General features: G+C 74.5%; 15 protein-coding genes, 1 other RNA gene and 1 pseudogene. 10 read left to right on the top strand and 7 right to left on the bottom strand.

Annotated elements, in window-relative coordinates; genetic code table 11:
* Positions 1–45 precede the first annotated feature (45 nt).
* The 3 genes and pseudogenes from rnpB to BZZ08_RS05105 all read right to left on the bottom strand — a co-directional run bounded on the left by rnpB (position 46) and on the right by BZZ08_RS05105 (position 2,210).
* An RNA gene (gene rnpB, locus BZZ08_RS05095) (RNase P RNA component class A) lies at positions 46–459 on the bottom strand.
* 70 nt (positions 460–529) lie between these two features.
* Positions 530–1,357 (bottom strand): annotated as a pseudogene (locus BZZ08_RS40065) (DMT family transporter); the annotation flags it as partial.
* 19 nt (positions 1,358–1,376) lie between these two features.
* Positions 1,377–2,210 carry an AraC family transcriptional regulator gene (locus tag BZZ08_RS05105; RefSeq protein ID WP_104630920.1) on the bottom strand — a complete coding sequence of 278 codons (834 nt, stop codon included), beginning with the start codon at positions 2,208–2,210 and terminating at the stop codon, positions 1,377–1,379.
* A 203-nt stretch (positions 2,211–2,413) separates the two neighbouring features.
* Here BZZ08_RS05105 and BZZ08_RS05110 point away from each other — a divergent pair, with 203 nt between their 5' ends.
* From BZZ08_RS05110 to eda, 4 genes are all read left to right on the top strand, one after another.
* Positions 2,414–3,175 (top strand): MerR family transcriptional regulator, encoded by a 762-nt coding sequence (locus tag BZZ08_RS05110; protein WP_104630921.1) that lies wholly within the window; start codon positions 2,414–2,416, stop codon positions 3,173–3,175.
* Positions 3,172–3,792 carry a hypothetical protein gene (locus BZZ08_RS05115; RefSeq protein WP_104630922.1) on the top strand — a complete coding sequence of 207 codons (621 nt, stop codon included), beginning with the start codon at positions 3,172–3,174 and terminating at the stop codon, positions 3,790–3,792. The genes BZZ08_RS05110 and BZZ08_RS05115 overlap by 4 nt, the downstream gene beginning before the upstream one ends.
* 34 nt (positions 3,793–3,826) lie before the next feature.
* A complete protein-coding gene (gene yaaA, locus BZZ08_RS05120) occupies positions 3,827–4,609 on the top strand; it encodes a peroxide stress protein YaaA (protein ID WP_104630923.1) in 783 nt (260 codons plus the stop codon).
* A gap of 97 nt (positions 4,610–4,706) precedes the next feature.
* Entirely contained in the window at positions 4,707–5,393 is a 687-nt protein-coding gene (eda, locus tag BZZ08_RS05125; protein ID WP_104630924.1) for a bifunctional 4-hydroxy-2-oxoglutarate aldolase/2-dehydro-3-deoxy-phosphogluconate aldolase, read from the top strand.
* On the opposite strand, the gene BZZ08_RS05130 is transcribed toward eda, so the two are convergent.
* The 3 genes from BZZ08_RS05130 to BZZ08_RS05140 are packed head-to-tail and all read right to left on the bottom strand — an operon-like array spanning position 5,368 to position 8,226.
* Entirely contained in the window at positions 5,368–6,567 is a 1,200-nt protein-coding gene (locus tag BZZ08_RS05130) for a bifunctional RNase H/acid phosphatase (RefSeq protein WP_104630925.1), read from the bottom strand. The two genes, eda and BZZ08_RS05130, sit on opposite strands and share 26 nt — an antisense overlap.
* 34 nt (positions 6,568–6,601) lie before the next feature.
* Positions 6,602–7,345: a CT398-like coiled coil hairpin domain-containing protein gene (locus BZZ08_RS05135; protein WP_198601305.1), complete on the bottom strand. Its 744-nt coding sequence runs from the start codon at positions 7,343–7,345 to the stop codon at positions 6,602–6,604.
* Complete coding sequence (locus tag BZZ08_RS05140) at positions 7,342–8,226, bottom strand: Nif3-like dinuclear metal center hexameric protein (protein WP_104630927.1); 885 nt, start codon at positions 8,224–8,226, stop codon at positions 7,342–7,344. The genes BZZ08_RS05135 and BZZ08_RS05140 overlap by 4 nt, the downstream gene beginning before the upstream one ends.
* 209 nt (positions 8,227–8,435) lie before the next feature.
* Here BZZ08_RS05140 and BZZ08_RS05145 point away from each other — a divergent pair, with 209 nt between their 5' ends.
* Both BZZ08_RS05145 and BZZ08_RS05150 read left to right on the top strand, forming a co-directional pair.
* Positions 8,436–9,665, top strand: coding sequence for a hypothetical protein (locus BZZ08_RS05145; protein WP_104630928.1), 1,230 nt, complete (start codon positions 8,436–8,438; stop codon positions 9,663–9,665).
* Positions 9,666–9,762: 97 nt separating this feature from the next.
* Positions 9,763–9,930 (top strand): hypothetical protein, encoded by a 168-nt coding sequence (locus BZZ08_RS05150; protein ID WP_104630929.1) that lies wholly within the window; start codon positions 9,763–9,765, stop codon positions 9,928–9,930.
* A 120-nt stretch (positions 9,931–10,050) separates the two neighbouring features.
* On the opposite strand, the gene BZZ08_RS05155 is transcribed toward BZZ08_RS05150, so the two are convergent.
* The gene (locus tag BZZ08_RS05155) at positions 10,051–10,932 is read right to left on the bottom strand and encodes a MaoC/PaaZ C-terminal domain-containing protein (protein WP_104630930.1); all 882 of its coding nucleotides are present in this window, start codon (positions 10,930–10,932) and stop codon (positions 10,051–10,053) included.
* Between the two features lie 214 nt (positions 10,933–11,146).
* On the opposite strand from BZZ08_RS05155, the gene BZZ08_RS05160 reads away from it, so the two are divergent.
* The 4 genes from BZZ08_RS05160 to BZZ08_RS05175 are packed head-to-tail and all read left to right on the top strand — an operon-like array spanning position 11,147 to position 14,735.
* Positions 11,147–12,073, top strand: coding sequence for an ABC transporter ATP-binding protein (locus BZZ08_RS05160; protein ID WP_104630931.1), 927 nt, complete (start codon positions 11,147–11,149; stop codon positions 12,071–12,073).
* Positions 12,070–12,786 (top strand): ABC transporter permease, encoded by a 717-nt coding sequence (locus BZZ08_RS05165; RefSeq protein ID WP_104630932.1) that lies wholly within the window; start codon positions 12,070–12,072, stop codon positions 12,784–12,786. Before BZZ08_RS05160 ends, BZZ08_RS05165 begins: the two co-directional genes overlap by 4 nt.
* A 36-nt stretch (positions 12,787–12,822) precedes the next feature.
* On the top strand, positions 12,823–14,046 hold the full coding sequence (locus tag BZZ08_RS05170) for a sensor histidine kinase (RefSeq protein ID WP_104630933.1): 1,224 nt from the start codon (positions 12,823–12,825) through the stop codon (positions 14,044–14,046).
* Between the two features lie 56 nt (positions 14,047–14,102).
* Complete coding sequence (locus BZZ08_RS05175; RefSeq protein ID WP_104630934.1) at positions 14,103–14,735, top strand: response regulator transcription factor; 633 nt, start codon at positions 14,103–14,105, stop codon at positions 14,733–14,735.
* Positions 14,736–14,859 lie beyond the last annotated feature (124 nt).

Below are 14,859 nucleotides of genomic sequence, written 5' to 3' on the forward strand. Positions count from 1 at the left end.
GGTGCAGTTCAGAGGCCCTTCCTCAGGCAAAGCGGCGGAGGGCGGCAGACGAGTCGGGCTGTACGCCGGGTTCTGTTCCGACGGGGCCTCGCGGTCCCGTCGGCGACGGCCATCCATCTAGGGCCGGCGTTGCCACCGGCCTCCAGCGGTCTACCCGCGGACTCGGGCGGGCAGCCCTCGATCGTCCGCGCAGAGGCGCCTCTTCTTGCGAGAAGGCGTCTCCTCTTGACCTTGCTCCGGGTGGGGTTTACCTAGCTGCCCAGGTCGCCCTGGGCACTGGTGGTCTCTTACACCACCGTTTCACCCTTACCGGGGGCCGAAGCCTCCGGCGGTCTGCTTTCTGTGGCACTGTCCCGCGGGTCACCCCGGGTGGCCGTTAGCCATCACCCTGCCCTGTGGAGCCCGGACGTTCCTCGGGAAGTCCCGTGAGGGACTCCACGCGGCCGCCCGCCCGGCTCGTCTGCCGTGTCGACCATGGTACCCGGCGGACCTCCCGCCCCGGACCGGCGGCGGCCGTCGCGAGGACCGAGCCGGCCAGGATCAGGGTGAAGGCGACGCCGATGCCGAGGGTGAGGTCCTCGTCCAGGAGGAGGGCGCCCGCGGCGACGGCGACCGCCGGGTTGACGTAGGTGATGACGCCGGCCCGGGTCGGGCCGACCTCCTTGATCAGCTCCAGGAAGGCCACGAAGGCGATCGCGGTGCAGACGAGGCCGAGGCCGGCCAGGGCTGCCAGGGCCTCCCCCGAGGGCAGGGCGGCGGGCCGGGTCAGGAAGGCGGCCGGAGCGTAGACGACGGCGGCCAGCGTGAGGCAGGGGGTGATGAGTTGGAGGGTGGGGACGTCCTTGAGGTGGCGGGCGGCTATCAGGGGGGCGGTGGCGTAACCGACGACCGTCACCAGCACCTCGGCCAGCGAACGGGCGTCGCCGCCGGTGAGGTGCGGCACGGTGAGGACGGCGACGCCCCCGAGGCCGAGGCCGAGTCCGGTGACGCGGCGGGCGCCGACTCGTTCCTCGGCGCCGAAGAAGCGGGCCAGGAGGACGGCGACGATCGGCACGCCCGCGATCAGCAGTCCGGCGGTGGAGCTGGACAGGTGGCGTTCGGCGTCCGTCAGGGTCCACCAGGGGCCGATGATCTCGATCACCGCGAAGGCGAGCATCGGCTTCCAGTGGCGTCGCACGGTGCCGAGGAGGTCTCCCTTGCGCAGGGCGAAGGGGAGCAGGAGGGCCGCGCCGAGGGCGCAGCGCGCGAACACCACTCCGGACGGGGACACCTCGTCCACCGCCACCTTGATCATCAGGTAGGGAACGCCCCAGACCACTCCCATCAGGGAGAACAGGAACCAGCCGCGTGCAGTCATGCGGCGAGTCTCGGCCGTCTCACCCCACGTGGTCTTGAACGCTGTTGCGGTACGCCGCCGGGGTCACCCCGAGGACCCGCCGGAACCAGCGGGTCAGATGTGCCTGGTCGGCGAAGCCCACCAGCGCCGCCACCTCGGCGGGGCGCAGGCCCGTCTCCAGGAGTCCGCGCGCCCTGGTCACCCGGTGCTGGGCGAGCCAGGCGTACGGCGGTATCCCCGTCGCCGTACGGAAGGCCCGCAGGAGTTGGTAGCGGGACAGGCCGAGGTCGGTGGCGAGGGCCGCCAGGGACGGCGGGGCGAGGAGTTCGTCGGCGAGGCGGTCGCGTACGACGCGGGCGACGCGGTCGGCGCCGGGGACCGGGTCGTCGGCCGCGCGGGCCGTGGAGTGGCGGCGGGCGAGCGCCGTGAGCAGCCAGGGCAGGCGGGACTCCGCCTCCAGGGGGTCGGGGCAGCGGGCCAGGTCCATGTGGGCGGCGCGCAGCGCGGCGGCGAGTTCGGGATCGTCGAGGACGGGCTCGCGGAAGTGCGGGAGGGCGGCGCCGCGGGTGCCGTCGGTGAGGAGGTTCGGGGTCGCGTACAGGGCGCGGTACGAGTAGCCGTCGGGGGCGGCGGGGCCGCCGGTGTGCACCTCGCCCGGCTCCAGGACGACGAGGGAGCCCGGCCCGGAGTGGATGTGCCCGCCCCGGTAGGCGATGACCTCCAGGCCGCCGACGGTGACGCCGACCGTGTACTCGTCGTGGGCGTGCGGGGCGTAGACGTGCCGGTCGAAGCGGGCGGTGAGGAGGTCGAGGGGCGGGCCGGCCGTCCCCAGCCGTGCCCTGGTCCAGCGTGCCTGCTCGCCGCGTGCGTCCACCGCCGCCCACCCCCTGCCCCTACGGGATCAGAGGAAGTCGGTGGTGTCCAGGTCGAAGGAGCCACCTGTCCGAGGAGATCGGGAGCCGTTTCCTCGATCATCGGAAACGTTTCCTCGATCGTGGCACAGGCGCGAGGTCCCTGTCCGGAAGGCGGGCTCGTCGCGCTTGACCCTGTCGCAGCGTCAACGTTTCTACTGGGGCCATGCGGATCGGAGAACTCGCCGGCGCCGTGGGCATCACCACGCGGACCGTGCGGCACTACCACCACCAGGGCCTGTTGCCCGAGCCGGAGCGGCTGGCCAACGGGTATCGGACGTACACCCTGCGGCACGTCGTCGTGCTGGCCCGGATCCGGCGGCTGACCGAGCTGGGGCTCGGGCTCGCGGAGGTGCGGGACGTGCTCGCGGACGAGGCCGGGAAGGATCTCGCCGAGGTGCTGGAGGAACTGGACGCGGATCTCGCGCGGCAGGAGGCGGCGATCCGGGAGCGCCGGGCGCGGTTGCGGGCGCTGCTGGAGACGGAGGGCGGGCTGCCGGCCGAGGGGCCGGTCTCGCCGGAGCTGGCCGGGTTGTTCGCCGGGATGGGGGACGTGTCCGGTTCGCCGATGGCCGTCCGGGACCGGGAGATGCTGGCGTTCATGGAGAGCGCGGTGGGCCCGGAGGAGCGGGAGGGGCTGCTGGCCACGCTGCGGGGCGCGTTCGAGTCGCCGGAGTCGGTGGCGCGCGCCCACCGGGCGTACGCCCTGCTGGACGAGCTGGCGGACGCCGATGCCGACGATCCCCGGGTGGCCGGGGCCGCGCGGACGCTCGCCGACTGCATCCCGGCGGAGCTGCTGCCCACCGGGGGCGTGGACCTCGACTCCGGCCACGGCGTCCTGCGCGCCATGTACGCCGACTTCGCGCCGGGGCAGGCGGAGGCGGTGCGGCAGGCGCTCGCCCTCGTGTCGCGGGAGCGGCGGTCATGACGGGCCCGGGCGCGTCTCTCGTCACGGTCCCGTACCTCCTGCTCCGGCACGAGCTGCGGCTGCTGGCCAGTCTGTGGCTGTGGGCGGTCCGGCGGACCCACGGGGCGGTGGCCGGCGGGTCGGTCTTCGGGTACGCGCGGGGGCAGGGCGCGATGATGTCCGGGTTCGCGTTCGTGTGTGTCGTCGAGTCCGTGATGCTGTCCGTGCTGCTGCGGAGCTGGCCCGCCGTGCACCACGTGGTGCTGGTGCTGGACGTGTACACGGTCTTGATCGTGGTCGGGCTGCACGCCGCGTCCGTGGTCCGGCCGCACGTCCTGGACCCGGCCGCCGGGACGCTGCGGATCCGGCGGGCCGTCCACGTCGACGTGCGGATACCGCTGGAGCGGATCGCCTCCGTCCGGCGTGAGCTGCGTACGACGCACGCACGGGCCGACGGCGAGCTGGATCTCGCCGTGGGGTCCCAGACCTCCGTCACCGTCGAACTGGCCGAGCCCGTCGCCCACGTCTCCTTCTTCGGGCGGCGGCGCGAGGTCCGCGTGGTGCGGTGTCACGCCGACGACCCCGGGGCGCTCGTACGGGCCGTCGAGCAGACACGGGAGGGGTACGCCGTACCCTGACCGGGGGCCCGGAGCTTGTCGTGAAGGAGTACGTGTGCTTGTCCTGCTGCCGCCGTCCGAGGGGAAGGCCGCGTCCGGCCGGGGCGCCCCGCTGAAGACCGGGTCGCTGTCCCTGCCGGGGCTCACCGCGGCCCGGGAGGCCGTCCTCGGCGAGCTGGTGGAGCTGTGCGCCGCCGACGAGGAGAAGGCGCGCGAGGTGCTCGGGCTGAGCGAGGGGCTGCGCGGCGAGGTCGCCAAGAACGTGGAGCTGCTGACGGCGGGCGCGCGTCCGGCCGGGGAGATCTACACCGGTGTGCTGTACGACGCCCTGGACCTGGCCTCGCTGGACGCCGCCGCCAAGCGGCGGGCCGCCAGGTCGCTGCTGGTGTTCTCGGGGTTGTGGGGTGCCGTACGGGTGACCGACCGGATCCCCTCCTACCGGTGCTCGATGGGTGTGAAGCTGCCCGGGCTCGGTGCACTGGGCGCGCACTGGCGGGTGCCGATGGCCGAGGCCCTGCCGGAGGCGGCCGGGAACGGGCTGGTGCTCGACCTGCGTTCGGCGGCGTACGCGGCGGCGTGGAAGCCGACGGGCGAGGTCGCCTCGCGGACGGCGACCGTGCGGGTGCTGCACGCGCCGACCCGGAAGGTGGTCAGCCACTTCAACAAGGCGACCAAGGGGCGGATCGTACGGAGTCTGCTGGCGTCCGGGACCGCGCCCGCGGGGCCCGCGGAGCTGGTGGAGTCCCTGCGGGACCTGGGGTACGAGGTGGAGGCGGCGGCGCCCGCGAAGGCCGGGCGGCCGTGGTCGCTGGACGTGCTGGTGGACGAGGTGCACTGATCCGCCGATCGATGCGCCGATCGATGCGCCGATCGCGACCGTTGCGCTGACTGCAACGGAGATTGCAGGGAGTGCGTTTGGGCGGCACGATGAGGGCATGAGTTCTCCGCTGCCCTCCTCCCCCGCCTCGGTACTGGATCTCGCGCCCGTCGTGCCCGTCGTGGTCGTCGACGACCTCGCCGACGCCGTGCCGCTCGCCAGGGCGCTCGTCGCCGGTGGGCTGCCCGCGATCGAGGTGACGCTGCGGACGCCGGTCGCCCTCGACGCGATCCGGGCCATCGCCGGTGAGGTACCGGGCGCGGTGGTCGGCGCGGGCACGGTCATCACGGCGGAGCAGGTCGCGGAGGTCGTGGCGGCCGGGGCGCGGTTCCTGGTCAGCCCGGGGTGGACGGACGCGCTGCTGGAGGCGATGCGGGCGTCCGGGGTGCCGTTCCTGCCGGGGGTGTCGACCACGTCGGAGGTGGTGGCGCTGCTGGAGCGCGGGGTGCGGGAGATGAAGTTCTTCCCGGCCGAGGCCGCGGGCGGCACCGCCTATCTCAAGGCGCTCGCCGCGCCGCTGCCGCAGGCCCGCTTCTGCCCGACCGGCGGCATCTCCGCGGCCTCCGCGCCGGAGTATCTGGCGCTGCCCAACGTCGGCTGCGTCGGGGGGAGTTGGATGCTGCCCAAGGACGCGGTGGCCGGCCGGGACTGGGGGCGCGTCGAAGCACTGGCCCGGGAGGCGGCGGCGCTCGGCGCAGGCGGACTCGGCGCGGGTGGACTCAGCGCAGGTGGGACGTCTCGTTGAACAGGCGGACACTGGCGCCGCCGTCCGCGTAGTACGCCACCGCCGACAGCGACGCCGCCGACAGCTCCATCCGGAACAGCGACTCGGGCGGGGCGCCCAGGGCGAGTCGCAGGAACGTCTTGATCGGCGTGACGTGGGAGACCAGCAGCACCGTGCGGCCCGCGTACGCCGTGACGAGCCGGTCGCGGGTGACGGCGATCCGGGCGCCGGTGGCCGCGAAGCTCTCGCCGCCGCCGGTCGGTTCCGCGTCCGGGGAGGCCAGCCAGGCGTCCAGGTCGGCGGGGTAGCGGTCGCGCACCTCGCCGAAGGTGAGCCCCTCCCACGCGCCGAAGTCGGTCTCGCGCAGCCCCTCCTCGACCGTCACCTCCAGCCCCAGGCGGGCGGCGACGATGCCGGCGGTCTCGCGGGTGCGGGCCAGGGGCGAGGCGACGACCGCCTCGATCGTGCCGCGCCGGGCGAGGCTCTCGGCGACCTTCTCGGCCTGCTCGCGGCCGACGGGCGACAGGGAGGGGTCGCTGCCGCCGCTCCCGGAGAACCGCTTCTGCGGGGTGAGGGGCGTCTCCCCGTGCCGCAGGAGGACGAAGGTGGCGGGGGCACCCATGTCGGGAGGTCCCCAGCCGGGCGAGGCCACGGCCTTCGCGGCCCGCACGTCGGCCTCGCCCGAGGTCTCGGCGGTGACACGGGCTGCGGGAACGTCGACGGCGTCGCCCGAGTCCAGGTCCGCCGTCGACGTGGACGGTGACCACTGTTCGCCGCGTGCGCCCGCGTCCATCGCCTCGTTGGCCAGGCGGTCGGCGTGCTTGTTGTTCGCGCGGGGGATCCACTCGTACGTCACGCGCCCCGGTGGGAAGACGCGGGCCGCCTCGGCCGCCAGGGGCTTCATGTCCGGGTGCTTGATCTTCCAGCGGCCCGACATCTGCTCGACGACGAGCTTGGAGTCCATGCGGACGTGCACGGCGGCGTCCGGGTCCAGCTCCCTCGCCGCGCGCAGGCCGGCCAGCAGGCCCCGGTACTCGGCGACGTTGTTCGTGACGACCCCGAGGTACTCGGCGGCCTCCGCCAGGGTCTCCCCCGTCGCCGCGTCCAGCACCACCGCGCCGTAGCCCGCGGGCCCCGGGTTGCCCCGTGACCCGCCGTCGGCCTCGACCACGAACTCCCGCGCGGAACCGGTCACCGCGTCTCCCGCCGATCAGCCACCGACCGGCCCCCTACAGCCCGGAGTCCGCCGTACGCACCAGGATGCGGCGGCAGTTCTCGCAGCGTACGACCGTGTCGGGTGCCGCGGAGCGGATCTCGCTCAGCTCGGTGATGGCCAGCTCCTGGCGGCAGCCCTGGCAGCTGCGCTGGTACAGCTTGGCCGCGCCGACGCCGCCCTGCTGCTCGCGCAGCTTGTCGTAGAGCTTCAGCAGGTCGTCGGGGACGGAGCCGGCGATGACCTCGCGCTCCTTGGTCACCGAGGCCATCTCGCCGTCCAGCTCCTCGACGGCCGCGTCACGGCGCGCGGTGGCGTCGTCGATCTTGCCCTGCACCGCACCGACCCGCTCGGTCAGCTCGGCGACCCGCTCCTGCGCGGACTCGCGGCGCTCCATCACCTCCAGGACGACGTCCTCCAGGTCGCCCTGGCGCTTGGCGAGGGAGGCGATCTCGCGCTGGAGGTTCTCCAGGTCCTTCGGGGAGGTGACGGCGCCGGAGTCCAGCCGCTGCTGGTCGCGGCCGGCGCGCTGGCGCACCTGGTCCACGTCCTGCTCGGCCTTGGTCTGCTCGCGGGCGCAGTCGCTCTCCTCGGTCTGCGCGGCCACGAGCAGGTCGCGCAGCTGGGTGTGGTCCTTGGTCAGCGACTCGATCTCGGCGTGCTCGGGCAGGGACCGGCGCTTGTGCGCGAGCTGCTGGAGACGCGTGTCGAGGCCCTGGACGTCGAGGAGTCGGATCTGGTCGGCGGGCGCGGCTTTCAGTTGGGGGCTCCCATTGCGCTAGAGGTCGGGGCGGACGCCACGTGGGCGGTCCAGGGGTCGGTGACCGTCTTCGAGACGTGGACCCTGAGGTCCCAGCCGTTGCGGTCGGAGATCTCGTCGAGCTGGGCCGCGCCCAGCTCGCACCAGGGCCACTCGGTGGCCCAGTGCGCCGCGTCGAGCAGCGCGAGGGGACTGTGGGCGCGGTTCGCGGAGAACGCAGAGAACGCTGAGAACTCGGACACGGGGTGGTGTCGCAGGTCCGCGGTGAGGAAGGCGTCGACGCCGGCCGCCCGTACGTGGTCGAAGAGGCTGTCGCCGGAGCCGCCGCTGACGGCGACGGTGCGCACGGTCGCCTCCGGGTCGCCGGCGACGCGGATGCCCTGCGCCGTGGCGGGCAGCCGCTCGGCGGCGCGGGCGGCGAACTCGCGGACCGTCAGGGGGTGCCGCACCTCGCACACCCTGCCCAGGCCGCGGCGCCCCTCGGGGTCGCTCGGGTCCGGCACCAGGGGCCGTACGACGCTCAGGTCGAGGGCACCGGCCAGCGCGTCGGAGACGCCCGGGTCGGCGGCGTCGGCGTTGGTGTGGGCGACGTGCAGGGCGATGTCGTTCTTGATGAGCGTGTGCACCACGCGGCCCTTGAAGGTGGACGCCGCGACCGTCGTCGTCCCGCGCAGATACAGCGGGTGGTGGGTGACGAGCAGGTCGGCGCCGAGCTTCACGGCCTCGTCGACGATCTCCTGGACGGGGTCCACGGCGAACAGGACGCGGGAGACCTCCTGGCCGGGCTCGCCCACGACGGTGCCGACCGCGTCCCAGGACTCGGCCCGCTCGGCGGGCCACAGGTTGTCCAGCGCGGCGATGACTTCTGACAGACGGGGCACGCGTGCAAGGCTACCTGGAGGTTCTGGGCCGTTGTACCCGCCGATGCGCACGCCGCCCGCCGCCGCGGCCGTCCGCTCCGGCGCAGCACACGCCGTGCCCTTCCCTCAGGTGAATCGTTCCTGTGACACACGTATGTGTGATGGGGGCGGCTGCCGGTCCCCCGCCCGCGCGTACGAAAACTAGCTTCGTCGCCGGAGGTGACCGAACGATGACGGCCTGTGCGATCGAGCCTTCGGCGGACCCCGGGAACGGCGGGGGTCCGCGGGCGGGCTGCAGCATCACCGCGGAGGGTGCCTACGCCGCGCGTCTCGCCCGGAGCGGGGAGGGCGGCGACTCGTGGTTCCCGGAGCGCTGGACCCTGGACGGCCCCGAGCCGTACGCGGTGCCGCTGCCGGGCAACCAGCCCGAGGAGCCCGGCACCGAGGTGCAGCCGATGGGCGACGGGCGGGTCCTGGTCCACCGGATCGCGGCCGGCCGGCACGTCTTCGCGCTGCTGTACCCGACCGGGCCCGGTACCGGCGAGCTGCCGCTCGGCGCGGTCGAGTGCCCGGCGGACGGTACCGGGCTGCGGCTGCTGCCGCCGGTTCCGGGCGGCGAGCGGGCGTACGCCCTCGCGGCCGGTCCGCGGTCGACGGTGCTGTGGCAGGTGGCGGGCGGTGCCTTCGGGCCGGAGCGGGTGGCCGAGATCCCCGGCCGGTGCTCGGGCGGGGTCTGGCTGGACCGCACCGGCCGGATGCTGGCGGTGGACCGGGAGACCGGCGGGCGCGTCAAGGCGGTCGTGGTGGACCTGGAGCGGGAGGGCGAGGTGTCGCCGCTGCTGCAGATCGCGGCGGACAGCGACGACCGGCTCCTGCTGGCCGACCCCGACAGCGGGCTGGTGCTGATCGGCTCGGACGCGCCCTCGCCGGGGCGGGAGCGGCTCGGCTGGGGGGTGCTGGGCAGCACGCTGCCGGTGCGCTTCCCGGAGTGCCTGCGGCTGCCGGACTGCGTCGTGACGCCGTTCGCCGTCCAGCCGGGGCAGGTGCTGACTCCGGAACGCTGCGCGGTGGCCCTGCGGGTGGACGGCGCGTTCGGCAGCTGGGTCGGAGTGTGGCGGCCCGCCGAGCGGCACGTACGGCATCTTCCGGCGCCCGAGGGGTGGTTGACGGGCGCCGGGCTGTGGACCCCGGACGGCGAGCTGCGGCTGCCGTGCTCCACCCCGCGGTCGCCCTGCGGCGTGGCCCGGCTCGCCGCACCCGGCGTTCGCGGCGTTCCCGGCGCGGGCGGCGAGCGGCCCGGGGACCCGGAAGAACCGACTCCGGACGATACGGCTCCGGGCGAACCCCGCGAACCCCGCGAACCCGGCGTGACGGACACCTCGACGCCCGCTCCCACCCCGGCTCAGCCCCGCCCCGTACCGCTGCAACAGGCCCCGCTGGCACGGCTTGTAACGAAGTAGTGCCGGTTGGCGCGGCCGCCTGGATTCCGCCCGAGGTGTGCCGGTTAGACTCGCCCGGCTGTAGGAAAGATCATGTTGACGGGGTGAATTCCTTCCGATGAACGACACCAGCACGACCCAGCCGATACAGGCCGCCGGTGCCGACGTTCCCGAGTCCGACACCGGCCACGGCAAGCACCGCGGACCGGTCTCCAGCCAGGAGGGCGTGGCGACTCCCAGGGGCCGCCACCGCAGGCCGGCCGAGGAGTCCGAGACGGCCGCCTGACGGCACGGACCGGCACCCGCACAGGTGCAGGTCAGGCACAGGTACAGGTACAGGTACAGGTACGGAAAGCAAGCGGCTCCGGCCCCGTTCGTCGCATCCGGCGGACGGGGCCGTGGTCGTTCACCCGTACCGGACGACGGTGTCGGCGAGGACGGGCGCGTCGTCGCGCTCGACGGCGCTCACGGCCACCCGGACCTCTCCCGCACCGGCACCACCCGCCCCGGCGGGCCCCCACATCCGCACCCGCAGCGTCTCCCCCGGGTACACCACCCCGGCGAACCGCGTGCGGTAGGCGCGCACCCGGGACACGTCGCCGTCCAGCAGCGTGTCCACGACCGTCTTGAGGGTGGCGCCGTAGGTGCACAGGCCGTGCAGGACGGGCCGTTCGAAGCCGGCGCGCGCGGCGAACTCCGGGTCGGCGTGCAGGGGGTTCCAGTCGCCGGAGAGCCGGTAGAGCAGCGCCTGGTCCTCCCTCAGGGCCCGTTCGACGACGTGGTCCGGCGGCCCGGCGGGCGGGGGCGAGGGGCGTCCGGACGGGCCCCGCTCACCGCCCCAGCCGCCTTCCCCGCGTACGTAGACCTCGGCCTCGTCGGTCCACAGCGGTCCGTCCGCGTCGGTGACCTCGGTGCGCAGCGCCAGGACGGCCGCCGTGCCCTTGTCGTACGCGGCGACGACGCGCGAGGCCGCGGTGGCCCGGCCGCGCACCGGAAGGGACCGGTGCAGGCGCAGTCGCTGCCCGCCGTGCAGGACGTGGGCGAGGTCGACGTCGACGCCGGGCACGGACAGCGCGCGGATCACGCCCGGGGCGTCGCCGCCGGCCACCGTCGCGAAGCTCGGCAGGACGTGCAGCCGGGACTCCAGGGTGTAGCGCAGCTCGCGCGGGTCGGTGGCGGGACGGCCGGCGCCGACGCCGAGGTGGTAGAGCTGGACGTCCTTGTGGTCCCAGGCGATCTCCCGGACCCGGGGTGCGGCGCCGAGTACCCCGGCCGCGTCGATGGGCATGACCCTCCTGCTCCTCCCCGGTACGACAACCCGGGCACGACAACCCGGGCACGACGACCCTGGCAAGACGACCCGGTCACGACGACCCGGGCACGACGACGATCACGGACAGCCCCGACCGTACGGGACGCCGGCCACCCATGACATTTGTCATCGCCAACTCCGGACAACCGCATCTGCCGCCCGTCCCCGCCCGCTCCGTAGCGTCACCGGTATGAGACCGACACAGGGCGCCACTCCCGCCGTGTCCTTCACGGGGGCATCCAAGGCGTACGGCGACGTCCGCGCCGTCGACGGCGTGGATCTGGACATCGAGCGCGGTGAGACGGTCGCGCTGCTCGGCCGCAACGGCGCGGGCAAGTCGACGGCGATCGCGCTGCTGCTCGGCCTGTGCCCGCCCGACGGGGGCACCGTGGAGCTGTTCGGCGGGCCTCCGGAGCGGGCCGTGCGCGCCGGCCGGGTGGGCGCCATGCTCCAGGAGGCACGGGCGGTGCCCCGGGTCACCGTGGGCGAGCTGGTCGCCTTCGTGGCCGGCCGTTATCCGGCGCCGATGCCCGTCGGGGAGGCCCTGGAGCTGGCCGGGATCGGGCCGTTGGCCGGGCGGCGCGTGGACCGGCTGTCCGGCGGGCAGACCCAGCGCGTGCGGTTCGCGCTCGCCCTGGCCGGCCGCCCCGACCTGCTGGTCCTGGACGAGCCGACGGCGGCCCTGGACGTGGAGGCCCGGCACGCCTTCTGGCGGTCGATGCGGGCCTACGCCCGGCGCGGCAGCACGGTCCTCTTCTCCACCCACTACCTGGAGGAGGCCGAGGCGCACGCCGACCGGATCCTGGTCGTCGACCGGGGGCGGGTCGTCGCCGACGGCACCGGCGACGAGCTGCGCCGGGCGGCGGGCGGCAGCCGCGTCTCCTTCGACCTGGCCGGACGGCCCACCGAGGACCTGGCGCTGCTGCCCGGGGTCCGTGCACTGGAGGTGCGCGGGGACCGCGCGGTGCTGCGCACCGACGACTCCGACGCGACCGTGATCGCCCTCGCCCGGCTCGGCGCGATACGCGGCCTGGAGGTCGCCCCCGCGTCCCTGGACGACGCGTTCCTGGCCCTGACGACGGCGGCACCGGTGCCGGAGAAGGAGAGCGTGCGATGAGGGACTACCTGATCCTCGAAACCCGCCGCACGCTGCGCGACCCCGGTTTCGTCGTCGGCGGGGTGGCCATGCCGGTGCTGATGTACCTGCTGTTCACCAACCTCGGGGGCGACGCGGGCGACTGGAAGACGGGCGCGATGGTCGGCATGGCCGCGTACGGCGCGGTCGGCTCCGCCCTCAACACCGGCGGCGGGGTCGCCGAGGACCGTGCCATCGGCTGGCTGCGGCAGTTGCGGGTGACTCCGATGCGCCCGCACCAGGTGGTCGTGGGCCGTGCCCTGACCGCCTCGGTCACCGTGCTGCCGGCGATCACGGCCGTGCTGGCCGCGGGCGGCCTGCTCAACGGCGTACGGCTGGACGCCTGGCAGTGGGCGGCGCTGGCGCTGCTGCTCTGGCTGGGGTCGGTGCCCTTCACGCTGCTGGGGCTCGGCAACGGCTACCGGCTGACCGGGCAGACCACGGGGGTGGCGAACATGGTGGCCAACCTCGGTCTCGCGGTGCTCGGCGGACTGTGGTTCCCGCTGGCGCTGTTCCCTCAGTGGCTGCGCGCGGTGTCGGCGTACACCCCGACCAACCGCTTCGCCCAGCTGGGCACCTCGGTCGCCACAGGGCACGCGCCTCCCGCGGGTGCCATTCTCGTCCTGACGGGATGGCTGCTGGCCTTCGGCGCGTACGCCGTCCTGTCCTACCGCCGTGTCGCGGCGACCGACTGAGCGCCCGAACGCCCAAGTGGAAAGGAGCCGACACCCATGACCGGGACCCGAGGGCGGCTGCGCGGTATGTCGTGCCGCCTGGACGCGTGGCAGCTGGCACGGCAGTCGGATCCGGCCGACGCGGCCGGGGCGGGCGAGCGGTCGGAGCGGATGGGGCCGCCGCCCACCGGTTTCACGCTGCTGCCGTGGCTGCTGATGGGGCTGGGCAGCCTCGCGAACATCTTCCAGGGGAACGACTCCAACCCCTGGATCGGCGGGGCGGGCCTGTTCGTCTTCAACTCGCTCTACATCTATGTCGCCTTCCGGTCCTTCGACAAGGAGTTGCGCGAGTCGCCGTCCACCCGGCTGGCGCTGGCCGCCATGGCGCTGGTGACCTGCGGTCTGGCCCTGGCGTACGGGGGCAGTTGGCTGCTGTTCTTCCCGCTGCTCGGCCTGGCCGCGGGGGCGGCGCTGCGCGGCCGGTGGCTGGGCCGCTGGGGCTGGTCGCTGGCGGTGGCGGCGGGTGTCGTGGCGGGCGTCAAGGACGGCTGGAACGGTCTGAACATCGCCTACGGGACCTTCCTGTCGACCATGGTGACGGCCGCGATCCTGAGCCTGTCCGACGCCGTACGGCAGTTGCGCGCCGCCAGGGAGGAACTGGCCACGCGGGCGGTGGCGGAGGAGCGGCTGCGGTTCTCGCGGGACCTGCACGACCTGCTGGGGCACACGCTGTCGGTGATCGTGGTCAAGTCGGAGGCGGCCCGTCGGCTGGCGCCCCGCGACCTGGACGCGGCGCTGACCCAGATCACGGACATCGAGTCGGTCGGCCGCCAGGCGTTGACCGAGGTCCGCGAGGCGGTCACCGGCTACCGGGAGGGCAGCCTCGGCACCGAGCTGGACCGGGCGCGCTCCGCGCTGAGCGCGGCGGACGTGGACCCGGTGGTGCGCCGCTCCGGCCCGCCGCTGCCCCCGCAGGCGGAGGCGCTGCTGGGGTGGGTGGTGCGGGAGGCGGTCACCAACGTCGTACGGCACAGCGGGGCGAGCCGGTGCGAGATCGCGGTCGCGGGCAGCGGAGACCGGGTGCGGCTGACGGTCACGGACAACGGCGCGGGCACCGCGCTCTCCGCCCAGGGGCCGGGCACCGGTCTGACCGGGCTCAGGGAACGCCTCGCCACGGCGGGCGGTTCGCTGACGGCGGGGGCGGAGCCGCGGGGCGGCTTCTCGGTGACGGCGGAACTGCCGGTGCCGGCGGAGGGGAAACCGGTGGGCGCACCGGCGTAGCCCTCGCGCCGTGCGACACCCCGGCCCCCGCCGCGCCCGCCCTCTACCCTTGCCCCGTGACCGACCAGACGCCCCGCGCCCATCCCGTCCGCGTCCTCCTCGCCGAGGACCAGGGCATGATGCGGGGCGCGCTGGCGCTGCTGCTCGGGATGGAGGCGGACATCGAGGTGGTCGCGCAGGTGGCGGCCGGTGACGAGATCGTCCCCGCCGCGCTCACGCACCGCCCCGACATCGCCCTCCTCGACATCGAACTGCCGGGCCTGAGCGGCCTGGACGCCGCCGCCGAGCTGCGCAAGCGGATGCCGGGCTGCCGGGTGCTGATCCTGACGACGTTCGGCCGCCCCGGGTATCTGCGGCGGGCCATGGAGGCGGGCGCCGCGGGTTTCCTGGTCAAGGACGGCCCGGTGGAGGAGCTGGCCGGCGCGATCCGCCGGGTGCTGGCCGGAGAGACGGTCGTCGACCCGGCGCTCGCCGCGGCCGCGCTGAGCGCGGGGCCCAGCCCGCTCACGGCGCGGGAGTGCGACGTCCTGCGGGCCTCGGCGGACGGTGCGACGGTCGCCGACATCGCCGGCGCGCTGCATCTGTCCGAGTCCACGGTCCGCAACTACCTCTCCGCCGCGATCGGCAAGACCGCGACGCGCAACCGCACGGAGGCGCTCCGCGCGGCGCGGCGGCAGGGGTGGCTCTGACCGGCCGCGGGGCGGAGCGGTTCGTCGGCCGCGGGGCGGAGCGGTTCGTCGGCCGCGGGCCGGTGGGGGCCGTTCGCGCCCCGCGGCGGAGCCGCACATGGATACGGCCCCGCGCCCCTTTGGG

The organism is Streptomyces sp. MH60 (genome assembly GCF_002939385.1).
GTDB lineage: Bacteria > Actinomycetota > Actinomycetes > Streptomycetales > Streptomycetaceae > Streptomyces.